Origin of the sequence: Stenotrophomonas sp. ZAC14A_NAIMI4_1 (genome assembly GCF_003086915.1) — a bacterium.
In the GTDB taxonomy this organism is placed as follows: Bacteria; Pseudomonadota; Gammaproteobacteria; order Xanthomonadales; family Xanthomonadaceae; genus Stenotrophomonas.
Window position 1 is genome coordinate 4,536,392 of record NZ_CP026002.1, and the last position, 26,641, is coordinate 4,563,032.

The following is a 26,641-nucleotide window of genomic DNA, read 5'->3' on the forward strand; positions in this document are numbered from 1 at the left end:
CGTACAGCAGCCGAGCATGGGCTCGGCTCTACAACGAGAGCCTGCTTCTGATCTTCTGATTCTCTTCCGTGGCCGGCGCGCGCAGGAAATTGTCAGGGGCCGGGCGGGATGGGGTGCGCAGGACCGTTGGCGCCATGGATGGCGCCATCGAGCCCCCAGGGACGGGTTCACGGCGTGTCCTGCGCAGCCCACCCCGCACGGACCACTCCGGGAAACCCTTTTCGGCGACCAACCCAGCCACGAGGGGCCCTGCCGTTGGCTGGAACCCATCATTCCATGACGGAATTGGCGCCCAGGCCCCGCTGGGCCTACCATCGGCGGTCCCCACCCCCACCGCCCCTTCCATGTCCGCTCCCGCTCCCGCCGCACCGCGCCGCTGGTTCGTCGCTGGCGACTTCAATGGCTTCTTCGGCCTGGTCGTCGACAACCTCTCCATCCTTGGCTTCATCGCCATGGCCCTCATCGGCATGTTCCAGTTCCCCGCCGATGTGGTGTTTGGCCGCATGTTCCCCGGCACGGCCTTCGGCGTGCTGGTCGGCAACCTGCTCTACACCCTGATGGCGCGCCGCCTGGCCGCACGCACCGGCCGCGACGATGTCACTGCCATGCCGCTGGGCCTGGATGCGCCGACCAGCATCGGCATGGCCCTGCTGGTGCTTGGTCCGGCCTTTGCTGCCTTCAAGCAGCAGGGCATGGACCCGCACGCCGCGGCAATCGCCACCTGGCAGCTGGGCATGGCCGCGCTGGTCATCATGGGCGTGCTGAAGCTGATCCTGTCCTTCTTCGGTGAAGCGGTGACCCGCGCGCTGCCGCGTGCGGCGCTGCTGGGCTCCATCGCCGGCATCGCCCTAGTGTTGATGGGCCTGCTGCCGCTGCTCGAAACCCTGCGTTCGCCGCTGGTCGGCTTCACCACGCTGGGCCTGCTGCTGTACGTGCTGATCGCCAAGGGCAAGCTGCCGGTGCGTGGCCCGGGCGTGTTGCTGGCCTTCGTGTTCGGCACCGTCCTCTATTACGGCCTCGGCCTGGCCGGGCTGGGCGTGCCGGGCTTCCAGGTGCCGGCCTGGGTGCCGCCGCAGGTGGTGCTGCCGCTGCCCACGCTGGGCTTCATCGATGGCCTGCCGACGGCGATGACCTACCTGCCGCTGCTGCTGCCGTTCGGCCTGCTGATGGTCGTGGGTGGCATCAACGTGTCCGAGAGCGCGCGCGCGGCCGGCGATGACTACCGCACCCGCGACATCCTGCTGGTGGAAGCGGTGGCCACGCTGGTGGCCGGTGTCTGCGGCGGCGTTGCCCAGACCACGCCGTACATCGGCCAGCCGGCCTACAAGCACATGGGCGCACGCAGCGGTTACACGCTGCTGACCGGCCTGTTCGTCGGCATCGGCGGCATGCTGGGCATCATTTCCGGCCTGGTGCAGTGGCTGCCGCTGGCGGTGCTGGCGCCGATCATCGTGTACGTGTCCATCGACATCACCACCCAGGCGTTCCAGGCCACCCCGCGCCAGCACGCCGGTGCAATGGTGCTGGGCTTCCTGCCCTCGGCGGCGTATCTGCTGGCGATCAAGGCGCCAGGCTGGATTCCCGCCGACCAGATGGGCGCGCTGCTGACCCACGTCGATGGCCACGGCCTGCCGGAACTGGCGGTGATCTTCGCGCTGGGCAATGGCTTCATCATTACCTCGATGCTGTGGATCGCCACCGTATCGGCGATGGTCGATGGCCGCCTGCGCCGCGCCTGCGGTTTCCTGCTGGTGGCGGCCGGCCTGACCCTGTTCGGCCTGATCCATTCGGTCGACCCGCGCGGTGGCATCTACCTGCCGTGGGATCTGCAGGGCCTGGCGCGCATCATCAGCTGGCAGTTTGCCGGGGCCTACGTGGCGCTGGCCGTGCTGCTGGGGCTGCTGTCGCTGCAGAAGCAGCCGGTGAAGCCGTTGGCTGACGCCGGGCATTGATGGGGCGCCGGGCCGTGCCCGGCGTCAGGTGTCCCCGTCCAACTCGGGGTAATGGCGGAAGATGCCGTTGGTGTTGAACGCCAGCCGCCGCTCCGAGCCCAGGTACGCGGCGATGTTCGGCCGTTTCGCCACCCGCTCCTGCAGCGCCCGCAGCAGGGGCAGGGTGGGCGCCAGGGCCTGCATCCGCTTCGGGAACATGTAGTCCAGGCCGCTCAGCAGCTGGAACAGCGAGAGGTCCACGTAGGAATGCTCGCGCAGCGGGTGGCGACCGCCGTTGGCCTCGATCACCCGTTCGAAGTAGCCGAGGAATTTCGGCAGGCGCTCGCCGCGCATCGTTGCCGCTCGCGCCCTGGCCTCGGTTTTCTGTTCCTCGTAGTACTGCGAGGCGGCGATGGGGTGGTGCGTGTCGTGTACTTCGGCCACCAGATCGGCAACGGTCAGCTGCAGCTGCAGCGCCTGCATCCGCCGCGAGGCCGCCTGCGGTACCAGGTCCAGCGTGGGGCCGAGGAAGTCCAGGATCGCCGCAACCTGTGCGATCACCTGCCGTCCGGCCTTCAGGAACGGGGGTGCAAATGGCTGCCCGCCCTCGGCCTGGCCCTGCAGGAACGGCTCCATGACCGCATCACCATGGACGCGTGCCATGTCCACGTACCCGGCGCCGGCATCTTCCAGTGCCAGCCGCACGAACTCGCCACGGCCCTGGATGCCGGTCCAGTAATACAGCGCGTAGTGCATGGCCTGTTCCTTCGCAACGAACCAGCCCCCAGAGTCGCTGCATGGACGCAAAGCAGGCGTGAGCGCCGGGCGTGGGCGATGTCAGTGTCTGGCTTCAGGCCCGCGGTGGTGCGATGGGCAGGGCAAAGTCGAAATCGTCATCTGCCCGTATCGCAGGCAGTGCGGTCACGGCCCGCAGCTGCAGCCCATAGCCCTGTGGAGGATACGGCTGTGGCAGGCCGGTGTACCCATTGATGGCAACGTCGTAACTGCCTGGAACCACGTCCAGATAGTCGCTGTTTGGCAGGCGCTCCTGCAGGCGCTGGCGGTAGTGCAGGAAGAAGTCCGCATCCCACGCCATCAACGCGTGCAGGTCGGCGGCGATCAACATGCCGCTGTCCACCCGCAGCGGGGCGCCGGGATGGCTGAAGCAGCGCGTGGCGCCGTCGGCAGGAGCGCTGGTGTCGGCGAATGCGGGCTCAATGAAAACCGCGTAGTCGTCTTCTTCGATGGGGTACATCGGGAATACCGCGCCGGCCCGCGTGGCCGCATCACCGGCCGCCGGGTCATCAACGAACCTGCTGAAAGGTGCTTCGCCCGGTGCAAGGTGCTGCCGCAGGAATGCATCCAGCACCTGCGGATCAAACAGCACGATGCCGGGCTGGAACAGGCGTAGTGCCGCAGTGTGTTTCATTGGAACTCCAGAGTGGGCGAAGCGGGCATTCATGCGGCCTGCGCGAAGATGCAGTGTAAACGCGACAGTACACGGTCGAGTGCGGCGGGGAACCCCGCAAACGCGTGCCGGTCTGACGTAGTCCAAGCAGTTTGCAGAGCGAGGTTGCGCATCATGCAGAAGAGTGGAAAAGCAGTATGGCCCTGGGTGTTGGGCGTCGTGGTGGTTGGCGGTGCGGGCGCGTGGTTGTTCCGCGACCAGTGGCAGGGTCTGGCTGATCGCGTGGAGGTACCTGCCCAGACGGCACCGCCTTCGACCGCGGCACCCCCTGCAGCACCGGCCACGGAGGCCGCACCCTCGGCACCGGCCATCCAGCATCCGCTGGACACCGACGTTGCTGCCGATCCGGCGCTGCCAAAGATGGAAGACAGCGATACTGCTGCATGGACCGCGCTGAGCGGCCTGTTCCAGGGGGAAGGCGGGCTGGCGCTGCTGCTGCGGGACCACCTGATCCAACGCCTGGTCACCCACGTGGACAACCTGGACAAGACCAGCGTGCCACCGTCTGCGCTGGCTACGCGGCCGCTGCCCGGCGGCCTGCAGGTGGAGGCCGGCGAGAACGGCGAGCAGATTGCCGCAGGCAACGCGGCGCGCTATGCGCCCTACGTGCAGGCATTCACCGCGCTCGATCCTGCGGCAACGGGTACGGCGTACAAGCGCTTCTATCCGCTGATCCAGCAGGCCTACGTCGACCTCGGGCGGCCGCAGGGCTACTTCAACGACCGCCTGGTGGCGGTGATCGATCATCTGCTGGAAACCCCGGAACCGGCGCGACCGGTGGCGGTGGTGCGTGATGAGCGGGGCCGCTATCGCTTTGCCGATCCCGATCTGCAGTCGCGCTCGGTGGGGCAGAAGGCGCTGCTGCGCATGGATGCCACGCAGGAGCGTGCGGTGAAACAGCAGCTGCGCGCGATCCGCAGTTCAATCACGCGCGGCTGAAGGCTGCAGCGGCGGATGTCATCACCACCGTGATACGGTCGGCGTCGGGTAGACAGGAGTAACCTCGATGCATGCAATGTGGTTGGGAGTGAGTGCGTTGTTCGCCACGGCGGTGGCTTCGGCTGCCACCGTGGACACAGCGGACGCCGAACTGAGCGATCCCTATCGCTACACCCGCAGCGTGCGCCTTGCCGAACTGGGCAGGCTGCAGGCGCTGGGCAAGACCCAGGGGGCAAAGGGACTGCTGGGCCAGGCAGGCTTCTACCGGGTGCGCGGGGAGCTGGAACGCTCCAGCAAAGCCGCCCAGCAATGCCTGCAGGCCGTGGCCAGTGAACCGGCCGACAGCGTGAAGGGGGTCGAGTACCTGTGCTCGGCCACCCTGGCCGGCAATCTGCTGCTGCAGGGCGATATCGCCGGATGGGCAACGCAGATGCTGCAGGTCCGCACGCTGCTGGAGCGTGATATCCGGCCGCTGTTGAAACGCCAGGTGGGCGACATCCATCTCGCCGGCATCAGTGAGCCGCATTTCGAGCGCTTCACTGCCTGGCCGCGCAATGCGCTCGCAGTGCCGGCGCCTGCCAGCGATGTCAGCGTTCCCCTGCAGATGAACAACGAACTGCCGACGCTCGCCCTGAAGGTCCGTACCGCCACCGGTGAACGCGAGGTGCGCGTGCATCTGGACAGCGGCGCGGCGCATTCGCGCATCGGGCGCACGTTGGCGGCCGAACTCGGGCTGGCGCTGACCGAGGGTTTCATGGTGGCCGATGGCAAGCCCGGGCAGTTGTATGCGCTGGCGGCGCCGGCCGATCTCGAGATCGGTGGTCTGCCGGTGCGCGGCGTGTCCTTTGCGGTGTTGGGCCAGGACGACCTGCCACGCATCGGCCTGGACGTGCTGCGCGCGCTGGGCCGGGTGCGCATCAACAAGGATGCGCTGGTGATCCAGGCCACTGCCACCCCGGTGCCGTGCACGCGGCGGATGGCCACGCTGTCGACACTGTGGGGGGATGCATATGACGTCCGTTATCCGATCCGCGCCGGCAAGCAGAACGTGCTGGTCAAGGTGGATACCGGCTTCAATGGCGCCTTCCAGGCCCGTGGAACGCTGCCGGCAGCGCCGCCCGCGTCGGCGATCCGGCGCAAGAACGTGATCACCACTGCGGGCAGCGAGGACATCCAGTACGTAGAGGCGACCACGCCGGTGATGATCGGCGAGGAAGTGCTGAACCTGCCGGTGGACATCGGCCTGGCACCGGGGCCTGACCCCCTGTTCAACCCGGACTGGCGGGTGGGTTTCGCCGCGACCCAGCGCTACAGCCTGTACATGGACGTTGCTGGCACCTATGGCTGCCCGGTTGCCATTGCTGCCGCGCCGCCGCTGCTGCCACCGAAGCCGGCTGCCGCGCCGCCCGCCGGCGGCTGACTGCAGCTACAGGGTCTGCAGGAATGCCTCGATGTCCTGCAGGTCCTGGCGGCTGAGCCCGCGCGGCCGCAGCAGTGGATCTGGCGCAGGGAAGGGTGCCGCATCGGCCGCAGGCGAGGCCGGTGCGCGCGGGCGTGCGCCGCCGACGTTGTAGAACGCCAGTACGCCCGACAGGCGCGGGATAAGACCGTTGTGCATGTAAGGCGCGGTGGTGGCCACGCCACGCAGCGAGGGCGTGCGGAAGCGGCCGCTGTCGGCGGGATCGCCAGTGACGTCGTAGCGGCCCAGGTCCTGGCGTGGGCGTCCGTGGAAGTGCAGGCCCAGGTTGTGGAAGCCGTTGTCGGTGAGCGCGGCCCCGCTGTGGCAGTTCATGCAGCCGGCCTGCGTGCGGAACAGGTGCAGGCCGCGCAGCTGGGCATCCCCCAGTGCACCCGCATTGCCACGCAGGAAGCGATCAAAGCGACTGCTGCGTGGCGACAGGCTGCGCTCGAAGGCCGCGATGGCCTGGCCGAGCTGGGCGGCATCGATGCGCGGTTGCGCGAACACCTCGTTGAACGCACGGCGATAGGACGCATCGCGGCGCAGGCGGCGCACGGCGCCCTGCGCGCTGAACCCCATTTCGATGGGATCGGCGATGGGGTGCAGGGCCTGGTCTTCCAGCGTCGCGGCGCGCCCATCCCAGAACAGCGGTGATGCGTGTGCGCTGATGGCAACGCTGGGTGCGTTGCGGCGGCCGGGTTGGCGGTCGTGGCCGAACGATACGCGGCGGCCATCGGCCCAGCCCAGATCGGGATCGTGGCAGCTGGCACAGGCCAGTTGCCGTGATTTCGACAGGACCGGATCGAAGAACAACCGGCGCCCCAGCGCGACCTTGGCCGGGGTGGATGGATTGCCTGCAGGATCGACCGGTGCCGGCAACGGCGCGAGTTCCTGCCAGGCAACACCGGGGTCGACCTCCGGCGCGGGCCAGCGCGTGCTGGGGCTGCTGTAGAGCGCGCGCAGGCAGGCGCCGTCCGGGCGTGCGGGCAGCACCTCGGGGCAGGGCGTGTCCCGCGCAGGCGCAGGCCCGCCCGCGCTGCCCAGCAACAGGGCAGCGACGGGCAGGGCCAGGCGCAGTGGGTGCAGGCGCTTCATCGACAATGGCCTGGCAGATGCCTGCCGCGCCGCCGGCTCAGAACGAATAGCCCATTTCCAGCCAGAAGCTGCGGCCGGGTTCGAAGTACATGGTGCCGGCGGCGGCACCGCTGGCCGTGGTCAGGTTGCTGCGGTTGAGCACGTTCTGCACTTCCACCCGCACATAGGCTTCCTGCTCGCGCGGCAGCACCCGGCGGTATTCCAGGTTGGCATCCCAGGTCCAGCTGCCGGAGAAGCGGCGCGTGGTGAGGTTGCGTACGCTTTCGCCGTCGATGACTTCCAGCGTTCCCTCGGTGGTGCCTTCGAAGCCTGCGCGGTAGCGGAAGAAGTTGTTCCAGCTCAGGCCCCAGGCTGGAATGTCGGTGCGGGTGCTCAGGCGTGCGCTCCAGGGCCGCAGGTACTGGGTGGCGGGCAGTTCATAGCGGTACATCAGCTTGCCATCCAGGCGAACGCGCTCGAACAGGTCAGGGCTGTCTTCGTAGCTGTTGTAGTTGCGGTTCACATCAGTGTGGTCGGCCGAAAGCTGGAAGCTGTTGCGGGTGCCGGCAAACTCCCACGGGCGCTGCGGGCTGACCGACAGCGTCCATGTCTGCGAATCGCTGCGGCCTTCATTGGTGTATTCGAAGGTATTGAGGTTGTAGAGGTCGCGGTCCGGGCCGTCGACCTTGCGGCGCAGGATGTCCTTGCGGCTGCTGCGGTCCACGTACTTCAGGTGGAACTGCAGGCCGAACGCCTGCTGGTCCACGCCCAGGGTCCATTCGTCGGTGTAGGGCGAATCGACATCGCTCAGGCGGTTGGTGGCCACGTTCCTGGTGCTCTTCGCATCTTCCCAGCGGGTGCTTGCACTGGTGCGGTCCAGCGTGTCGCGCAGGCGCTCGCGGCCATCGCGCAGCAGGTAGCTGTAGAAGCTGCGCCCGTAGTAGCGGTTCACGCCGGCGTTGATGACCGTACGCTGGTCACCCAGCACATCCCACGACGCGGCCAGGCGCGGTGACACGTTGGTCTGTTTCCACAGGTTGTTGCGGTCCAGGCGCAGGCCGGGACGGAGGTTCCAGTTGCCGATGCGGATGTCGTCCTGCAGCCAGGCTTCGTACTCTTCACCGCTCACCTCGAACTGGCCGGCATGGAACAGGAACATGCGCTTGAAGTACTGGCCGGTGCCGCCGCTTCTGGTCGGCGACAGTGAGCAGCTGAAATCATCCACGCTGCCGTCGGACAGCGTGCAGCTGCGGGTGGTGGCGGTGCTCAGCAGTACCCGGTGGTCGTTCAGGCGCTGGTAGTCGCCATCGCGGCGCTGCACGCCGGCACCGAACTGCAGGGTGTGTTCACTGCTGCCCAGCTGCAGCGGTTCGCGGTCGGCCACGAAACGGTAGCCGATACGGCGGTCGTGCTGGTCGATGTTGCCCCAGCTGCCCTCGGTGCTGATGCCGGACACGCCCCAGTCGAAGTCATCGGAGATCAGCCAGTTGCGCATGTAGTCCAGGTCGCCGCGACGGCTGGTTTCCACCTCGCTGTAGTTCAGGGTGTTGCGCAGGGTCCAGGCCGTGCCGGTCCAGTTCGCGCGCAGGCTGGCAGTGGGCCCGCCGGACTTGATGCTGAAGTACGAATCGCGCGAGTTGGAGATGAAGTAGACATCGTCGGTGGGCGCGTAGGACAGGTTGGCACCGAGCTGCAGGCCTTCGCCATTGTTCCAGTCCAGGGCCACCGTGGCGCTGGTGTTCTCGCGCGTCTGGGTGCGGGTGTTGACGTCCGCGCCGGTGGTTTCACGGCCGCCGGCGTAGGCGCGCAGGGGGATCTCCGAGCGCGTGCGGGTGAAGGTGCCGATGATGCCCAGGCCGCCGCGCGTGCGTCCTTCCAGCCGCGCGCCGACGCGGTACTTGTCGTACTGCGGCTGGTATTTGTACGTATCGGATTCCTCGAAGTTCTCCTGCTGCGCTTCATTGGCGATGATGCTGTCCCAGGCTGAGCGGGCCATGCGGAACCAGACCTTGCCATGCAGGCCGTCCGTTGCAGAACGGCTGCGCGCGTCCACGACGCCGCCCAGGAAGTGGCCGAACGAGACCGGCACATTGGCGTCGTAGACGGTCAGCGATTCCAGCAGGTCCACATCCACGGCGATGCCCTGCGCGCCGCCGGGCACATCGAAGTTGTGCGCGGGGTTGCCGTTGTCGGGCGTATCGGCCGGATCGAGATCGTTGTTGATCGTGGCGCCATCGAGCAGGAACAGGTTCTGGTAGTACGGCGCGCCATTGATGCTGAAATCATCGGGGCGGATCTCGCCCATGTTGCGGCTGCTGCGGTTGGTATCGCTGAACTGCACCGCCGGGTTGCTGCGCAGGGCCGTGGCGATGTCCCCATTGCCCTTCACCTGCGCATCCAGGGCATCGGCATCCAGGGTGACGCCCTGGCCGAAGGGCAGCGCCTGCGGCAGCGCCACCTTGCCATCGGACGCCCCCACGCGCAGCGGCTGCGTCTGCCGCGTGGTCTTCGCGCCCTGCAGGGTGTAGCTGCCATCGGCCCGGCGCACTGCACGCAGGCCCGTGCCCTGCAGCAGCGTGCTGAAGCCTTCGTCCACGCCCTCTGCCGCATCGACTGGCGGCGCGGTGCGGCCCTGGGTCAGCGCCGGATCGAAGGAGAGGGCGACGCCATGCTGGGCGGCAAAGGCGCTCAGCGCACTGCCCAGCGATGCCGTAGCCGGTGCGTTGGCGGGCTGCCCGGCGGGCGCGGTCTGGGCGAAGGCGGGCGTGGCAGCCAGGGCGATGGCCAGCAGGCTGTAGCGGAAACGGGGTGGGATCACAGGCATGGAGGGAGCCGGCAGAAGAAGGATTCACTTCCTCTGCCACGCAGGATCGAAAAAAGTGTCATTGCGGCGTGGCGGCCGCGCGCACGCGTACTGTCAGGCCCTGATCGATGCGCAGCGGATAGGTGGCGGCCAGCATCGACAGGCTGCGCGGCAGGTCATCCAGCGGGAATGCGCCGGACACCGGCAGGGCCGCCACAGTGTCATCCACCCGCAGCCAGCGCCGGTGGTAGCGGCCCAGTTCATGCAGCAGCGCCTGCAGCGGCAGGCTGTCGGCCACCAGCATGCCGTGCAGCCACGCGTCGCTGCCGGGCGCAGCGGCCTGCGGTGCGGCCAAGCCAGCGTCCCCCCAGCGCAGTTGCTGGCCGGCTGCAACGCGCTGCGTGGCACCGGCGGCGGTGGTCACCTGCACCGCGCCTTGCTGCACCACCAGCAGGGTGGCATCGTCGAACAGGCGCACGTTGAAGCGCGTGCCCAGCGCCTGCAGCATTCCGTGTGGGGTGGCCACCCGCAGGGGCCGCGCGGGGCGGTGTGGATCGGGCGCGGTGTCGATATGGATCTCGCCGCGCCGCAGCCGCAGCAGGCGCTGCTGGCCATCGAAGGCGATATCGACGGCGCTGGCCGTGGCCAGGTGCAGCACGCTGCCGTCGTCCAGCACGCGGCGCAGGCGTTCGCCCACGGCGGTGCGCACGCTGGCGTCCCAGGCCGCATCGTCGTACAGGCGCCAGGCCAGCCAGCCGCCCAGCGGCGCCACCAGCAGCGCGGCAACGCTGCGCAGCACGGCGCGCCGGCCGGGCGATGCAGGGCGCTGCAGCGCGCCATGGGCGAGGGCGGGCGGCACCTGGCCACTCAGCGCCAGCAGCCGCTCCGCACGCTGCCAGGCGCGTGCGTGCTCGGGATCGGCATCGTGCCAGCGCTGCCACTGCGCACGCTGCATGGCATTGCCGTCCTCGTGCAGGCGCATCAGCCAGTCGGCCGCCTGTTCCAGCACACGGGGCGACAACGCCCGGTCGCCTGCAGCCTCCCCGCCCATCGTCAGCAGGCGTGCGCCAGGCAGCCCATCAGGGCGCGCTTCATGTGTCGCTTCACCGTGGACAGCGACAGCCCCAGCTGCTCGCTGATGGCCTCGTAGCGCAGTCCATCGAACTGCGCCAGCAGGAATACCCTGCGCGCCATCGGCGGCAGGCCGTCCAGCATCGCGTCGATCTGCTGCAGTGCCTCGCGCACCAGCGCCTGTTCTTCCAGCGACGGCAGCACCGGATCCGGGAACTGCGCCAGGTACTCCAGGTAGGCGCGTTCCAGCGCCTGGCGGCGGAACCAGTTGGCCGCCAGCCCGCGCGCGACGGTGGTGAGGAACGCCCGCGGCTCGCGCAGCGCGGCCAGATCGCGGCCCTGCAGCAGCCGCGCGAAGGTGTCCTGGGTGAGGTCGTCGGCCACATCGCGATTGCCCACGCGGCCGCTCAGCCAGCCCTGCAGCCACCGGTGGTGGTCGCGGTACAGCGTGCCCAGTTGCTCGTGGTGTGCGTGCATGCGGAAGGCGCGGTCGCGCATGGATCGTAATGAGAATGATTCGCAAGTATGGCATTGGCGAGGCCGGCATGCCAGCCCTGGCGCGCGGCTTGCGCTGGATCAACGCGCTGCCTACGCGTCCGGGCGCATGCTTGCCACAGGCTGACCAACCCGATGGTGCAGTCGCAGCCACCCTTGAAACCGGGTGGGGCAACCGCATCTTCCCTGCATCGCCGGCGCGGGCCGGCACTGATGACCGATGAGGATTCGCAATGCGGATGGACAAGCTCACCTCGCGTTTCCAGCAGGCGCTGGCCGACGCGCAGTCGCTGGCCGTGGGCCGCGACAACAGCATCATCGAACCGGCACACCTGTTCAGCGCGCTGCTGGACCAGCAGGGCGGCAGCACGCGTCCGTTGCTGGCCCAGGCCGGCGTCAACGTACCGGTGCTGCGCGAGCGCCTGGCCGAGGCGCTGGATGCGCTGCCCAAGGTGTCCGGCCAGGCCGGCAACGTTTCGATGGGCAATGACCTCGGGCGCCTGCTCAACCACACCGACAAGCTGGCCCAGCAGAACGGCGATGCCTTCATCGCCAGCGAGTGGTTCCTGCTGGCCGCGCTGGAAGACAGCGGCACGCTGGGCATGGCGCTGCGCGCCGCCGGCGCCGACAAGGCGCGCCTGCAGGCCGCCATCGACAAGCTGCGTGGCGGCGAGAACGTGCAGTCGGAAAACGCCGAAGAACAGCGGCAGGCGCTGGAGAAATACACCATCGACCTGACCGCGCGTGCCGAGAGTGGCAAGCTCGACCCGGTGATCGGCCGCGATGAGGAAATCCGTCGCACCATCCAGGTCCTGCAGCGCCGCACCAAGAACAACCCGGTGCTGATCGGCGAACCCGGCGTGGGCAAGACCGCGATCGTGGAAGGCCTGGCCCAGCGCATCATCAACGACGAAGTGCCCGAGGGCCTGCGTGGCAAGCGCGTGCTGTCGCTGGACATGGGCGCGCTGATCGCCGGTGCCAAGTTCCGCGGCGAATTCGAGGAGCGCCTGAAGGGCGTGCTCAACGACCTGGCCAAGAGCGAAGGGCAGATCATCCTCTTCATCGACGAGCTGCACACCATGGTGGGTGCGGGCAAGGCCGATGGCGCGATGGATGCGGGCAACATGCTCAAGCCGGCGCTGGCCCGTGGCGAGCTGCATTGCGTGGGTGCCACCACGCTGGACGAGTACCGCAAGTACATCGAAAAGGATGCCGCGCTGGAGCGCCGCTTCCAGAAGGTGTTCGTGGGTGAGCCGTCGGTGGAGGACACCATCGCCATCCTGCGTGGCCTGAAGGAAAAGTACGCGGTGCACCACGGGGTTGAGATCACCGATCCGGCCATCGTTGCCGCCGCCACGCTGTCCAACCGCTACATCACCGACCGCCAGCTGCCGGACAAGGCCATCGACCTGATGGACGAGGCCGCTTCGCGCCTGCGCATGGAGATCGACTCCAAGCCGGAGGAGCTGGATCGCCTGGAACGGCGGGTGATCCAGCTGAAGATCCAGCGCGAGATGCTGAAGAAGGAGAAGGACGACGCCTCGCGGCAGCGCCTGGCCGATCTTGAGAATGACATCGACGGCCTGGAACGCGAGTTCTCCGACCTCAATGAAATCTGGAAGTCGGAGAAGGCTGCGCTGCAGGGCGCCACGAAGATCAAGGAACAGGTGGAGCAGGCCAAGCTGGACCTGGAAGCCGCACAGCGCCGCCAGGATTTCGCCCGCATGAGCGAGATCCAGTACGGCCTGCTGCCGCAGCTGGAAAAGCAGTTGGCTGCTGCGCAGGAACTGGATGCCAACGACTTCAAGCTGGTGCAGGACAAGGTCACTGACGAGGAGATCGCCGAGGTCGTGTCGCGCTGGACCGGCATCCCGGTCAACAAGATGCTCGAGGGCGAGCGCGACAAGCTGCTGCGCATGGAAGAGGTGCTGCACAACCGCGTGGTCGGCCAGGAAGAAGCGATCAAGGTCGTCTCCGATGCCGTGCGTCGTTCGCGTGCCGGCCTGTCCGATCCGAATCGTCCGGGTGGCTCGTTCCTGTTCCTCGGCCCGACCGGCGTGGGCAAGACCGAGCTGTGCAAGTCGCTGGCCGAGTTCCTGTTCGACAGTGCCGACGCGATGATCCGCATCGACATGAGCGAGTTCATGGAGAAGCACAGCGTGGCCCGCCTGATCGGTGCGCCCCCGGGTTACGTGGGCTACGAGGAAGGCGGCTACCTGACCGAAGCCGTGCGCCGTCGCCCGTACTCGCTGATCCTGCTGGACGAGGTGGAGAAGGCGCATCCGGATGTGTTCAACATCCTGCTGCAGGTGCTGGACGATGGCCGCCTGACCGATGGCCAGGGCCGCACCGTGGACTTCCGCAACACCGTCATCGTGATGACCTCCAACCTAGGCTCGCACCAGATCCAGGACATGGGCAGCGATGACAGCCCGGAGGCCTACACGCAGATGAAGGCCGCAGTGATGGGCGTGGTGCAGGCGCACTTCCGCCCGGAGTTCATCAACCGCCTGGACGACATCGTGGTGTTCCACCCGCTGGACAAGCAGCAGATCAAGCAGATCGCGCGCATCCAGATGCGTGGCCTGGAGCGGCGCCTGGCCGAGCGTGGCTTGAAGCTGGTGGTGTCCGATGCAGCGTTCGACCTGCTCGGCAACGTGGGCTTCGATCCGGTGTATGGCGCGCGTCCGCTGAAGCGCGCGATCCAGGCGCAGCTGGAAAACCCGTTGGCGCAGAAGATCCTCTCGGGGGCCTTCGTCAACGGCGATACCATCGAGGTCGGCAACGATGGCGGCCACCTGGTGTTCGCCAAGGCCTGATGCGGGTGTAGTGCAGAACGGGGCGCCGCGCGGTCATCGCGCGGCGCCTTTTTTGTGCGCTGATAACGGCTGGTAAGGGCGATATGCCGAGCTGATCTGACCCGTGCGCAAGGGCTGCCCTATGGTGGCCGTTTCCCGGATGGAGTCAGGTGCGATGAGTGACCCGCAGTGGCAACTGGAAACCTTGGCCGTGCATGGCGGCTACCGTCCCGACCCGACCACGCGTGCGGTGGCGGTGCCGATCTACCAGACCGTGGCTTACGCCTTCGATGACACCCAGCACGGCGCGGACCTGTTCGACCTGAAGGTGCAGGGCAACATCTACACCCGCATCATGAACCCCACCACCGACGTGCTGGAACAGCGCCTGGCGGCGCTGGAAGGCGGCATCGGTGCACTGGCGCTGGCCTCGGGGCAGGCGGCCATCACCTATGCCATCCAGACCATCGCCGAGGCCGGCGACAACATCGTGGCGGCCAGCGCGCTGTATGGCGGCAGCCTCAACCTGCTGGCGCACACCCTGCCGCAGTACGGCATCCAGGCCCGATTCGCCGACCCGGCGGACCCGGCCGCCTTCGCTGCGCTCATCGACGAACGCACCAAAGCCGTATTCGTCGAATCCATCGGCAACCCGCGCGGGAATGTGACCGACATCGCCGCGATCGCCGAGGTCGCCCACGCCGCTGGCGTGCCGCTGATCGTCGACAACACCGTGGCCACGCCGTTCCTGCTGCGCCCGTTCGAGCACGGCGCCGACATCGTGGTGCACTCGCTGACCAAGTATCTCGGTGGCCACGGCACCAGCCTGGGCGGGGCGATCATCGACTCGGGCCGCTTCGACTGGGCCGCGCAGCGCAGACGCTTCGCCCGCCTGAATGAACCCGACCCCAGCTACCACGGCGTGGTCTATACCGAAGCGCTCGGGCCGGCGGCGTACATCGGCCGCGCGCGGGTGGTACCGCTGCGCAACACCGGCGCCGCGCTGTCGCCGTTCAACGCCTTCCTGATCCTGCAGGGCATTGAAACCCTGGCCCTGCGCATGGAGCGCATCAATGCCAACGCGCTGGCGGTGGCGCAGTACCTGCAGGCGCACGCGAAGGTGGCCTGGGTGCGCTATGCCGGCCTGGCCGACGACCCCGAACATGCCGCCGCGCAGCGCTACCTGGGCGGGCACGGCTCCGGCGTGCTGACCTTCGGCCTGCCCGGTGGGCGCGATGCGGGCGCGCGCTTCCTGGATGCACTGAAGTTGTTCACCCGGCTGGTGAACCTGGGCGACGCGAAATCCCTGGCCACGCACCCGGCCTCGACCACGCACCGCCAGCTCGATGCCGCCGAACTGGCCCGTGCCGGAGTCAGCGAGGACACCGTGCGCCTGTCGATCGGCATCGAACATATCGAAGACCTGCGCGCAGATCTGGAACAGGCCCTGGCCGCCGCCTGATAGCTACCGGCTTGGTCGTCATCGCCAGCGGCGATCACCACGCCGCGCAGGATGGGGTACGGTGGAACTGCCTCTCCAAGGCGTGGCAGAACTGGCAATCCCCAGCAGTACAGATCCCCGACGGGTGCGGGCCCGCCGGGGATTTTTTTTTGTAGATCCACGCCATGCGTGGATGGATGGCCATCGAAGAGCATCCACGCATGGCGTGGATCTACCGTGTCGACCAAGGTCGACACCTACCAACAGCCGTTACACCACCGGAATGCTGTGCTGCCCCAGGTTCCGGTACGGCGGCGTCGACATGATCATCTCCGCCAGCGAATACGCCAGCTCGCGCTCGGCCATCACCGTGCCATCGGCACCGTGTTCCAGCAGATGCTTCACTTCCGCATCGCTGTGCGCCCGGGCCAGCAGGGTCAGGTCCGGGTTGATCGCCCGCAGCTTGGCCAGCGCCTCACCGGCTTCCAGCGGCTGCGGAATGGCCAGCACCGCGATCTTCGCGCGCTCCGGGTGGGCCTCGGCCAGTACCCGGTCGGCAGCAGCGCTGCCGCGGATCGCCGCCAGGCCCCTGGCGTGCGCCTGCTCGACGTGTTCCTTGTTGTCATCGATCACCAGCACCGGCACGCCACGGTCGCGCAGCACCTGGGCCAGCTCGCTGCCAACGCGGCCATAACCGATCACGATGGCGTGGTCATGCAGGTCGCGCGACGGGCCGGTGGCCTCTTCGGGCTCGGCCGCCTGCGGCGACTGCTCCTGCTTGGCCTGCCAGCGGTCCAGCAGGCCGAACACCAGCGGGTTCAGCATGATCGATACCAGCGCACCGGCCAGCACCAGCGACTGGCCTTCCTTGGGCAGGATCTGCAGCGCCACGCCGAGGCCGGCGATGATGAAGGCGAATTCGCCGATCTGCGCCAGGCTGGCCGAAATGGTCAGTGCGGTGCTGGTGGGGTGGCCGAAGGCGCGCACGATGAAGAACGCCGCCGCCGACTTGCCGAACATGATGATGGCCACCGTCGCCAGCACCTGCCACGGGTGCTGCACGATGATGTTGGGGTCGAACAGCATGCCCACCGACACGAAGAACAGCACCGCGAACGCATCGCGCAGCGGCAGCGAATCGGTGGCCGCCTTGTGGCTCAGTTCGGATTCGTTGAGCAGCATGCCGGCGAAGAACGCGCCCAGCGCGAACGACACGCCGAACAGCATGGCCGAGCCGAACGCCACGCCCAGCGCGATGGCCAGGACCGACAGGGTGAACAGCTCGCGCGAACCGGTGCCGGCGATGCGCTCCAGGATCCACGGGATGACCCGGCGGCCGACCACCAGCATCACCGCCACGAACAGGCCCAGCTGCACGAAGGTCCAGCCGATGTCGGCCAGCACGCTGCCGATGCTGTGGGTTTCCTTGGAGGCGTCGGGGCCGAACACGCCGGCCAGCACCGGCATCATCACCAGCGCCAGGACGCAGGCCAGGTCCTCGACGATCAGCCAGCCCACCGCGATCTTGCCGCGCAGGGTTTCCAGCAGGCGGCGCTCTTCCATCGCCCGCAGCAGCACCACGGTACTGGCGGTGGCCAGGGAGAAACCGAAGATGACCCCGTGCAGGGCCGGCCAGCCCATCAGCCAGGCCACGCCCCAGCCGAGCAGGGTGGCCACGGCGATCTGGCCGATGGCGCCGGGGATGGCGATGGCCTTCACCGCCATCAGGTCCTTGAGCGAGAAGTGCAGGCCGACGCCGAACATCAGCAGCATCACGCCCAGTTCGGCCAGCTGGTTGGCCAGCGCCTGGTCGGCGACGAAGCCGGGGGTGAACGGGCCGACGCAGATGCCAGCCACCAGATACCCGACCAGAGGAGACAAGCGCAGCTTGTTGGCCAGCGCGCCGAAGATGAAGGCGAGCCCCAGGCCAACGGCCACGATGTTGATCAGGTCGGTGTCATGGTGCATCGGCACTCGCAGGAAATCGGGGGGATGCCCCGATTTTCACCGATGGGGCCAGATACGGCAAACCGTAAATGCAAACGGGGTCAGATCCCTTTTCCCTCAGGAAAAGGGCTCTGACCCCACCAGGGCCCGGGAATGCCGGCCAGCGGCCGGCACTACCGTTTACCAGTTGTACTTGATGCGGCCGTAGACGTACGCGCCATTGAAGCCGAACGGCGAGTAGTTGCTGTAGGGCAGCATGCCGAACGTCGAGTTCTGCAGGTCTTCGGTGCGGTCCGGGTACTCGTCCAGCAGGTTGTCGGCGCCCAGGGTGAGGGTCCAGTTGCTGCTCGGCTTGTAGCTCACCGATGCGTCCAGCACCCACTTGTCGCCGTAGGTCTGGTCGCGCAGGGCGGTGGCCGAGTTGCGCACGGTGAACTCACCGTAGCGGGTGGCGGCCAGGCCCAGCTCCCAGTGGTCCGAACGCCAGGTGCCGCTCAACACGGTCTTGTCGCGCGGGTAGCTGTCCTCGATGCGGCCGATCTCATCGCGGCCGATCAGCGACTGGGTCAGGCCCAGGGTGCTGAACACGGCCGGGGTGCCGCCCACGCGCTGCACCTTGGTGTCGTTGTAGCTGTACGCCGCGGTCAGTTCCAGGCTGCTGGCCGCGAACGGCACGGTGTAGCTGGAGACGAAATCAACACCGCGGGTGCGGGTGTCCAGGCCGTTGGTGAAGTACGAGAACGCGGTCACCTGCGGCAGCCCCAGGCTGGTCAGCAGCGCGCTGCTGGCGGCGTTGGTGGTGATGCTGGACGACAGCGCGATGCGGTTGTCGATGTCGATCTGGTAGGCATCGACGGTGATGTACAGGCGGTCCACCGGCTGCAGCACCAGGCCCAGGCTGTAGGAGGTGGAGGTTTCAGCCTTCAGCGGCGAAGCCCCCAGCGCCTGTGCGGCCGCGCTGGTGGTGGGGAAGGTGCCGCGTTCGACGAACACGCCGTTGGTGAACTGGCTGGTCACCGCCTGGTAGCCCTGCTGGGCCAGCGACGGGGCGCGGAAACCGCTGGAGGCTGTGGCACGCAGCGCGACCTTGTCGGTGAACGCATAGCGCGCCGACAGCTTGCCGGAGAAGCGGTCACCGAAGTCCGAGTAGTCCTCGTAGCGGCCGGTGATGCCGGCGGAGAACTTCTCGGTCAGGTCGGCTTCCAGGCCGGCATAGACCGCGTAGTTGTGGCGGTCGGCATGCACTTCATTGGTGGGGGTGAAGCCGGCGAAGCCCTGCGCACCGGTGCCGGTGTAGGAATTCAGTTCGCCCGGGTTCTGGTCCCACTTTTCCTTGCGGTATTCACCACCGAAGGACAGGGTGACCGGGTAGGCCAGGCCCCAGTCCAGCGACTTGGTCACGTCGGCATTGAAGATGTCCTGCTGGTACTTCAGCGTGCCGTCGTAGAACGAGCGCGGGCTGGTGGCGCCCAGGCTGTAGTTGATGCTGTTGCGGGTGTTGAAGTCCAGGGTGTTCTCGCCGTGGTTCAGGCTGAGGTCCCAGGTCCAGCCGCTCTCTGTGTTGCCCTTGACGCCGGCCACCAGCGAGCGGTCCTTGGAATACTGGTTGATCTCCGGCACGTAGCCGTCCGGGTAGATCTGCGACAGCAGCGCGGTCTGGCTGCTGTGGTTGGGCGAGCGGTAGAACGCGAACGAGGTGATGTCGCGGTTGCTGAGCAGCGCGCTGGCGTAGCCGGTCACGTGGTCGCTGAAGTCGAAGCTGCCGTTGAGCGAGGCCGCGGTGGCATCCACGCGCGGGTCGCCGACGATGAAGGTGGTTTCACCGATGGCCGGGAAATTGCCGGTGTTCGGCGTGGTGCCACGGTACGGGCCGGCGCGGTTGCTCTCATCCTGCTGGCTGATCTGCCCGGCCACGTGCACGCGGCCACGGCCGTTGGCGAACTCCACGCCGGTGTCGCCGGAGAGCTGGTACTTGTTGCCGTCGCCAGCCGAATACTGGCCATAGTCCACGGCCAGGCTGCCGCCGCTGCCGCTGCCCTTGAGCACGATGTTGATGACGCCGGCGATGGCGTCCGAGCCGTACTGCGCCGAGGCGCCGTCGCGCAGCACTTCCACGCGTTCGATGGCGGCGATCGGGATCGCGTTGATGTCCACCGCCGAGGCGCCGCGGCCGATGCTGCCGTTGACGTTGATCATCGCCGAGGTGTGCTGGCGCTTGCCGTTCACCAGCACCAGCACCTGGTCCGGCGACAGGCCGCGCAGCTGCGCCGGGCGCACGCCGCTGGTGCCGTCGGTCAGGGCCGGGCGCGGGAAGTTCAGCGAGGGCAGGGCGCGCGACAGCGCGGTGGCCAGTTCGCCGGTACCGGTGGACTGCAGGATTTCCGGGGTGATGATGTCGATCGGCGACTGCGACTCGGCGACCGTACGGTCGGCCACGCGGGTACCGGTGACGATCACCGTATCGAGGGTGTTGGCGGCGCTGCCGGCCTGCTGGGCAGCAGCGGCGAACGAAGAGCCACCGAGTGCGACAGCGACGGCGGCGGCGATCAGGCTGGTCTTGCGGGTCATCGGGGTGGGGCTCCGGTTGGCGGGAACTGGCACCGGAATCGACATCACGGGGGTGAGGCGGACGACGGTTGTTGCGGTGCGCAATACAGCAATTAACGGGAATTTAAACAGCTGTCAAATGCGCGTCATGTGAAAAAACGTTGCAAAAGCAAGCATTTAGCGCTGGCGGGCATTGGCGGGGGAGGGGCCCGGGAGGCGCGCGGACTCGACGAGGGAGAGAAGTGGAGCGACCGCGTCGCTTCCCGGGGCGCGTCAAGTATTCGTTAACGCTAGAATTGCGTCGCAGGAACAGTGCTTACCAGCACATTCCATTCGGTTATATGGACGCCTTCCCCCATGATTTCGCTTCGTAATTTCGCCTTGCGCCGCGGCGAGCGGCTGCTGTTGTCCAATGTCGACCTGACCCTGCATGCCGGTTACCGGGTGGGTGTGGTCGGCCGCAATGGTGCTGGCAAGTCCAGCCTGTTCGCGGCGGTGAAGGGCGAGCTGGAGGCGGACAAGGGCGACGTCGACCTGCCCGGCAAGGTACGCATCGCCAGCGTCGCCCAGGAAACCCCGTCGCTGCCCGACCCCGCGCTGAGCTTCGTGCTGGGCGGCGATATCGAAGTGGCGGCGGTGCTGGCCGCCGAAGCCGACGCCACCGCCCGCGAGGACTGGGAAGCCGTGGCCGAGGCGCATACGCGCATGGCCGAGCTGAACGCCTATGACGCCGAAGCGCGCGCCGGCAAGCTGCTGCACGGCCTGGGCTTCCCGGCCGAGACCCACCACCGCGCGGTGTCCTCGTTCTCCGGCGGCTGGCGCGTGCGCCTGAACCTGGCCCGCGCGCTGATGATGCCCAGCGACCTGCTGCTGCTGGACGAACCGACCAACCACCTCGACCTGGATGCGGTGTACTGGCTGGAACAGTGGCTGCTGAAGTACCCGGGCACCCTGCTGCTGATCTCGCATGACCGCGAGTTCCTCGACAACGTGGCCACCCACACCCTGCACCTGCACGGTGGCGGCGCCAAGCTCTATCCGGGTGGCTACACCGATTTCGAGCGCCAGCGCGCCGAACAGCTGCGCCAGCAGCAGATCGCGCACGAGAAGGAGCAGGCCGAGCGCGCCCACCTGCAGAGCTTCATCGACCGCTTCAAGGCGCAGGCCAGCAAGGCCGCGCAGGCGCAGAGCCGCATGAAGCGCCTGGCCAAGCTGGCCGGTACCGAAGCGGTGCGCGCCGAGCGCGAATTCCGCATCGAATTCGCACCGCCGGCCAAGCTGCCGTTCTCGCTGATCCGCCTGAACCATGTCGAGGCGGGGTACGGCAAGGACGCGGTGATCCTGCACAACGTCGGCTTCGGCCTGGAAGCGGGCCAGCGCATCGGCCTGCTAGGCCCCAACGGCGCCGGCAAGACCACCCTGGTGAAGACCCTGGTGGGCGAGCTGATGCCGATCGACGGCGAGCGCTCGGCGCACCCGGACCTGAAGATCGGCTACTTCGCCCAGCACACGGTGGAATCGCTGCACGAAGGGCAGTCGCCGATGGAACATTTCCGCGAGATCGCCCCGGATGCGCCGAACCAGTCGTTCCGCGATTTCCTGGGCAAGTGGAATTTTCCCGGTGACCGCGCGTTCGAGCCGGTCGATGGCTTCTCCGGTGGCGAGCGCGCCCGCCTGGCGCTGGCGCTGATCGCCTGGCAGCAGCCGAACGTGCTGCTGCTGGACGAACCGACCAACCACCTTGACCTGGAAATGCGCGAAGCGCTGGCCGAAGCGCTGGCCGATTTCGATGGCGCGATCGTGATGGTCTCGCATGACCGCCACCTCATCGGCCTGGTCTGCGACACCTTCTGGCGCGTGGCCGATGGCGTGGTCGAGCCGTTCGATGGCGACCTCGACGCTTACGCCGCCTGGCTGCGTACCCGCCCGCAGGCGCAGGGCACCAAGGCGCGCATGGAGCAGGTGGAGGAGCCAGTGGTGGTCAAGACCGCCCCGGTGGCGCAGGTGGTGCAGAAGAAGCCGGCCAACCCGCACAAGCTGGCCTCGGCCGAAGCCAAGGTGTCCGAGCTGGAAAACAGCCTGGCCGAGCTGGACCGCCAGCTGGCCGACCCGGCCAACTACGCCGATGCCACCCGCATGGCCGTGCTCGGCCGCGACCGCGAAACCACCGCTGCCCAGCTGGAAAAGGCCGAAGCCGCGTGGATGGAGCTGCTGGAAGGGTAACGGGTAGTGCCGGGCCATGCCCGGCGGGGTTACCCGCCCTGCGCCTGCAGCCACTCGCGGAAGCGCCGGGCCGGCTCGCGCTCGGCACGCGAGCGCAGCCGCGTCAGCCAGTAACGGCCCAGTTCCAGCGTGGTCGCAAACGGCTGCAGCAGGCGGCCTTCGGCCAGCTCCTGCTCGAACATGCGCAGCGGCAGCAGGGCCACGCCGGCGCCACCGGCCGCGGCCATCGCCACGGTCAACGACGAATCAAACACCGGCCCGCGCGCTTCCACGCCACTCACGCCGGCTGTCTGCAGCCAGCGCGGCCATTCATCGCTGCGGTAGGACCGCAGCAGCGGCACCGTGCCCAGATCGCGCGGCTGCTTCAGGCGCCGCGCCAGCGCCGGCGCGCACAGCGGCGCGAACGGCGCCTCGAGGATCGCCGTGCAGGCCTGGCCCTGCCAGTCGCCATCGCCAAAGCGGATCGCCAGGTCGAGGCCTTCGCCGGCCAGGTCGATGCGGTTGTTGTGGGTCTGCAGGCGCAGCTCGATATCCGGGTGCGCGGCTTCGAACGCGGCCAACCGCGGCAGCAGCCAGCCGGTGGCAAAGGTGCCCACCACGCCCAGCGTCAGCACTTCCCGCGCCGGCCCGCCGGTGTAGCGGGCGATGCTGGCCGAGATGCGCTCGAAGGATTCATTGAGCACCGGGAACAGCGCGGCGCCCTCATCGGTCAGTGCCACCCCGCGCGGCAGGCGGTGGAACAGGCGGATGCCCAGCCGGTCCTCCAGGCCACGGATCTGGTGGCTGAGCGCGGCCTGGCTGACACACAGCTCCAGCGCCGCACGGGTGAAGTTCTGGTGCCGGGCGGCGGCCTCGAAGGCGCGCAGGGCATTCAGCGGCAGGGTCGGGTGCAGCATGGCCAGGTGTGAGGTGGGGTGATGGCTGATCCTAGCGCGGCAGGTCGCACCCTCGCCATGGCATGGGTTCATTTGCGGCAGGCATGAATTCATTTCATGCCTTCCCCTGAAAATTCCCGCTGGTGGCCTCGCGCCGCAGCTCCTGATAATCGGTGCTCGTCCACCGGAGCCCGCCCATGCACGCCCGCCGCCGATTCCTGCAGTTCAGTGGTGCCGCCCTCGCATCCTCCCTGCTTGCGCCCGCACTGGCGCGCGCTGCCGCCGCCGTGCCGGCCGTGCCGGCCGCCATTGCCAATGCCGCCGATTTCGGCGCGCTGGAGAAGGCCAGCGGCGGCCGCCTGGGCGTAACCGTGCTGGACACCGGCAGCGGTCGTCGCATCGCCGGGCATCGCCAGGACGAGCGCTTCCCGATGTGCAGCACGTTCAAGTCGATGCTGGTGGCCCACGTGCTGCACCTGGCCGATGCGGGCCGCGTCTCGCTGGACACCCGCGTGCCGATCGCCGAAAAGGATCTGCTGTCCTACGCCCCGGTGGCCCGCCGCCACGTTGGCAAGGACCTGAGCGTGCGCGACCTGTGCCGGGGCACGCTGACCACCAGTGACAACACCGCCGCCAACCTGCTGCTGGGCGTCAATGGTGGCCCGCCCGCGCTGACGGCGTTCCTGCGCGCGCAGGGCGACGCGGTCACCCGCAACGACCGCTACGAGCCCGAGATGAACCGGTTCGCGAAGGGCGACCCGCGCGACACCACCAGCCCGGCGGCGATGGCCGCCAGCCTGGCCCGTTTCGCGGTGGGCAATGGCCTGTCGGCGGCATCCCGGCTGCAGTTCGCCGATTGGCTGATCGACAACCAGACCGGCGATGCCTGCCTGCGCGCCGGGCTCGGCAAGCGCTGGCGGGTGGGCGACAAGACCGGCAGCAATGGCGAGGACACCCGCAACGACATCGCCGTGCTGTGGCCGCGTGCAGGTGGCGCGCCGTGGGTGGTGACCGCCTACCTGCAGGGCGCATCGGTGGATGATGACCAGCGTGCGGCGGTGCTGGCTCGGGTCGGTGCGCTGGCCGATGCGATGATCGGCCAGCGATAGAACACATCAGCCTGCCTGCTGCACCGCCTGCAGGAAGTCGCGCCCCCACCGGTCCACGTCGTAGTACTCGACGATGCCTTGCAGTTGCCGCAGTCGCTGGCTGGCTTCTTCCTCCGGCATCGACAGGGCCTGCAGCAGGCCGGCGGCCAGATCGGCCGGATCGTGCGGGTTGGTCAGCACTGCGCCCTTCAGCTCGGCGGCTGCACCGGCGAACTCACTCAGCACCAGGACGCCCGCCGTGCCTTCGATGCCCTGCGTGGCGACGAATTCCTTGGCCACCAGGTTCAGGCCATCACGCAGCGGCGTGATCCACATCACCTGCGCGGCTGCGTAGTGCGCCACCACCTGTTCGAACGGCAGTGCCTGGGCGAAGAAGCGTACCGGTGTCCAGTCCAGCCGCGAAAAGCGGCCATTGATGCGCCCCACCGCCTGTTCAATCTGCGTCTGCAGCGTGCGGTACACCGTCATTTCGCGCGCAGCGGGCACGCAGACCATCAGCAACGTCACCTTGCCACGCTGCCCGGGGTGCTGTTCCAGCACGCGCTCGAACGCTTCCAGCTTGGCCAGCGTGCCTTTGGTGTAGTCCAGGCGCTCCACCGACAGCACCAGCTTGCGTGCGCCGATCTCGCGCCGCAGCTTGAACAGGTCATCGCGCACGTCGCTCCGGGCCAGCACCTGGCGGATGCGACGGATATCGGTGCCGACCGGGTGCGCACCCAGCGCCACTTCGCGATCACCCACCTGCAAGCGGGTGGTCATCGTGTCCAACCCGACCGCGCAGCCGTACGTCAGGAACCGCGGTGCACAGCTTTCCCACGCCAGCCGCTCGGCCGGCATCGCACCACGCACCACGTCCACGAAGTTTTCGACCTGGCGCGGGATATGGAAGCCGATGTAGTCGCAGCACAGCAGGCTGCCGATGATCTCGCGTCGCCACGGCACCACGTTGAAGACATCGGCCGAGGGAAAATAGGTGTGATGGAAGAAGGCGATCTTCAGGTCCGGGCGCAGTTCCCGCAGTGCCGCTGGGACCATCCACAGGTTGTAGTCGTGGATCCAGACCGTAGCGCCGTGTGCGGCTTCATCGGCCACCGTCTCGGCAAAACGCCGGTTGACCTTCACAAACACCTGCCAGTCGTCCTCGCGGAAGCGGGCGCGTTCCCAGAATACGTGCAGCATCGGCCAGAAGGCTTCCTTGGAGAAGCGCTTGTAGAAGATGTCCACGTCCTGGCGGCTCAACGGCACGCGGGTGGCGCGCAGGGTGGGGTAGCGCTGTGCGTCCATCTGCACGTGGCGCTGGAAGGGGCGGTGCCTGGGATCATCGATGCCCCAGGCGACCCAGCTGCCGCGCTGGCCGCCTTCGAAGAAGCTGAGCAGCGACGGAATGATGCCATTGGGTGAACGCGGTGCCCGCTGCACCAGCTGGCCGTCTTCGATGGCTTCATCGAACGGCAGGCGGTGGTAGACCATCACCAGATCGGCGCCCTGGGCAGGGACTGCCGTGGGGGCGTGCAGGTGCGGGTCATCGGCGGCGAGCAGGCCGAAGTGCTCGATGGCCTGCAGAATGCCGCCGCACCCCGGGGCTTTCGCATGCCAGGTGCATTCCAGCCCGGCCGTGGCCTCGACCAGTGCGGGTTCCGATTCGCCCACGCACACGCCGCGGAAGCCGGCCTGGTACATGGACAGATCGTTCAGCGTGTCGCCGGCCACCAGGATGCGATCGCGCGGCAGTTCCAGCAGGCGCGCAAGCGCGGCCAGGGTCCGGCCCTTGTCGGTGTCCGGTGGCAGGATGTCGAGGTAGCGGTCGGCCGAATACAGCACATCGCAGCCCAGTTCCTGCGCAGTATGTTCGATGTCGGCACGCAGGGGCGCCAGGGTGGCCGGGTCGCAGAAATAGGAACACCGGCGTTCCTGCGGTACATCCTGGCGCTGCAGCGCGGTGAAGGGGCGCATCGCCTCGGCCACCACCTGGTCGCCGGGCCAGTGTGCATCGATCAGTGACTGCAGTGGTTGCAGCGGTTGCAGGGTGTGGCCATGTACCACGGTGGCGCCGACATCGCAGACGATGTAGTCCGGGCGCGGGATTGCTGGATCGGACAGCAGCGGCATGACCGCTTCCAAACCGCGACCGGTGATGAAGACCAGGGTGATGCCAGGGTGCTGGTCGATCATCCGGTACAGCCGATGGCGCTGCGCAGCGCTGCCGGCCAGGAAGGTGCCATCCAGGTCGGTGGCCAGGATGAGCTGGGCTTCGCCAGCGGTGGTGCGGGTGGGAACGGGGTTGGGAATCAGGGTCGGGGACTCGACAGTCAATGCACTTCCTTTCTTGAAGTGGGGGGAATCGGCAGTGGTGCGCAGACGCCGCTGTGCGCAAGGCATGGGCGAAAGACGGGTGCTGCGCCGTAGGGCGGCATCGCAACGTGCCCGCAATGCGGGCAGCCGCCTGGGCAGCGGCTTGGGA

At 67.8% G+C, this 26,641-nt stretch carries 17 protein-coding genes; 7 read left to right on the forward strand and 10 right to left on the reverse strand.

The window, feature by feature from the left end:
* Positions 1-344 precede the first annotated feature (344 nt).
* Positions 345-1,952, forward strand: coding sequence for a hypothetical protein (locus tag C1926_RS20720; RefSeq protein ID WP_108760506.1), 1,608 nt, complete (start codon positions 345-347; stop codon positions 1,950-1,952).
* 24 nt (positions 1,953-1,976) lie between these two features.
* Here the strand turns inward: C1926_RS20720 and C1926_RS20725 are convergent, their stop codons facing one another.
* The gene (locus tag C1926_RS20725) at positions 1,977-2,687 is read right to left on the reverse strand and encodes a glutathione S-transferase (RefSeq protein WP_108760507.1); all 711 of its coding nucleotides are present in this window, start codon (positions 2,685-2,687) and stop codon (positions 1,977-1,979) included.
* Between the two features lie 94 nt (positions 2,688-2,781).
* The gene (locus C1926_RS20730) at positions 2,782-3,360 is read right to left on the reverse strand and encodes a hypothetical protein (protein ID WP_108760508.1); all 579 of its coding nucleotides are present in this window, start codon (positions 3,358-3,360) and stop codon (positions 2,782-2,784) included.
* 153 nt (positions 3,361-3,513) lie between these two features.
* Here C1926_RS20730 and C1926_RS20735 point away from each other — a divergent pair, with 153 nt between their 5' ends.
* Together C1926_RS20735 and C1926_RS20740 are read left to right on the forward strand one after the other, a co-directional pair.
* Positions 3,514-4,338: a DUF3014 domain-containing protein gene (locus C1926_RS20735; RefSeq protein ID WP_108760774.1), complete on the forward strand. Its 825-nt coding sequence runs from the start codon at positions 3,514-3,516 to the stop codon at positions 4,336-4,338.
* A 67-nt stretch (positions 4,339-4,405) separates the two neighbouring features.
* Positions 4,406-5,758 carry an aspartyl protease family protein gene (locus C1926_RS20740; protein WP_254057346.1) on the forward strand — a complete coding sequence of 451 codons (1,353 nt, stop codon included), beginning with the start codon at positions 4,406-4,408 and terminating at the stop codon, positions 5,756-5,758.
* 6 nt (positions 5,759-5,764) lie between these two features.
* Here the strand turns inward: C1926_RS20740 and C1926_RS20745 are convergent, their stop codons facing one another.
* From C1926_RS20745 to C1926_RS20760, 4 genes are read right to left on the reverse strand one after another with little or no spacing between them, the layout of a single operon-like run.
* Positions 5,765-6,892 (reverse strand): cytochrome c peroxidase, encoded by a 1,128-nt coding sequence (locus tag C1926_RS20745; RefSeq protein WP_108760510.1) that lies wholly within the window; start codon positions 6,890-6,892, stop codon positions 5,765-5,767.
* 37 nt (positions 6,893-6,929) lie between these two features.
* A complete protein-coding gene (locus C1926_RS20750) occupies positions 6,930-9,695 on the reverse strand; it encodes a secretin and TonB N-terminal domain-containing protein (RefSeq protein WP_108760511.1) in 2,766 nt (921 codons plus the stop codon).
* A gap of 58 nt (positions 9,696-9,753) precedes the next feature.
* A complete protein-coding gene (locus C1926_RS20755) occupies positions 9,754-10,695 on the reverse strand; it encodes a FecR domain-containing protein (RefSeq protein ID WP_216822033.1) in 942 nt (313 codons plus the stop codon).
* Between the two features lie 32 nt (positions 10,696-10,727).
* Positions 10,728-11,243 (reverse strand): sigma-70 family RNA polymerase sigma factor, encoded by a 516-nt coding sequence (locus C1926_RS20760; protein WP_254057347.1) that lies wholly within the window; start codon positions 11,241-11,243, stop codon positions 10,728-10,730.
* Positions 11,244-11,473: 230 nt separating this feature from the next.
* On the opposite strand from C1926_RS20760, the gene clpB reads away from it, so the two are divergent.
* Both clpB and C1926_RS20770 read left to right on the forward strand, forming a co-directional pair.
* Complete coding sequence (gene clpB / locus C1926_RS20765; RefSeq protein WP_108760513.1) at positions 11,474-14,059, forward strand: ATP-dependent chaperone ClpB; 2,586 nt, start codon at positions 11,474-11,476, stop codon at positions 14,057-14,059.
* 154 nt (positions 14,060-14,213) lie between these two features.
* Complete coding sequence (locus tag C1926_RS20770) at positions 14,214-15,500, forward strand: aminotransferase class V-fold PLP-dependent enzyme (protein WP_108760514.1); 1,287 nt, start codon at positions 14,214-14,216, stop codon at positions 15,498-15,500.
* Positions 15,501-15,749: 249 nt separating this feature from the next.
* Here C1926_RS20770 and ybaL read toward each other — a convergent pair whose 3' ends face one another.
* Both ybaL and C1926_RS20780 read right to left on the reverse strand, forming a co-directional pair.
* On the reverse strand, positions 15,750-17,447 hold the full coding sequence (gene ybaL, locus C1926_RS20775; RefSeq protein ID WP_108760515.1) for a YbaL family putative K(+) efflux transporter: 1,698 nt from the start codon (positions 17,445-17,447) through the stop codon (positions 15,750-15,752).
* Positions 17,448-17,606: 159 nt separating this feature from the next.
* A complete protein-coding gene (locus C1926_RS20780; protein ID WP_108760516.1) occupies positions 17,607-19,994 on the reverse strand; it encodes a TonB-dependent receptor in 2,388 nt (795 codons plus the stop codon).
* Between the two features lie 336 nt (positions 19,995-20,330).
* Here C1926_RS20780 and abc-f point away from each other — a divergent pair, with 336 nt between their 5' ends.
* A complete protein-coding gene (gene abc-f / locus C1926_RS20785; RefSeq protein WP_079222910.1) occupies positions 20,331-22,196 on the forward strand; it encodes a ribosomal protection-like ABC-F family protein in 1,866 nt (621 codons plus the stop codon).
* Positions 22,197-22,225: 29 nt separating this feature from the next.
* Here the strand turns inward: abc-f and ampR are convergent, their stop codons facing one another.
* Positions 22,226-23,092, reverse strand: coding sequence for a LysR family transcriptional regulator AmpR (ampR, locus tag C1926_RS20790; protein WP_079222909.1), 867 nt, complete (start codon positions 23,090-23,092; stop codon positions 22,226-22,228).
* A gap of 176 nt (positions 23,093-23,268) precedes the next feature.
* On the opposite strand from ampR, the gene blaL2 reads away from it, so the two are divergent.
* The gene (blaL2, locus tag C1926_RS20795) at positions 23,269-24,180 is read left to right on the forward strand and encodes a L2 family extended-spectrum class A beta-lactamase (RefSeq protein ID WP_108760517.1); all 912 of its coding nucleotides are present in this window, start codon (positions 23,269-23,271) and stop codon (positions 24,178-24,180) included.
* A gap of 6 nt (positions 24,181-24,186) precedes the next feature.
* Here blaL2 and ggpS read toward each other — a convergent pair whose 3' ends face one another.
* Positions 24,187-26,469: a glucosylglycerol-phosphate synthase gene (ggpS, locus tag C1926_RS20800; RefSeq protein ID WP_343125655.1), complete on the reverse strand. Its 2,283-nt coding sequence runs from the start codon at positions 26,467-26,469 to the stop codon at positions 24,187-24,189.
* Between the last annotated feature and the right edge of the window lie 172 nt (positions 26,470-26,641).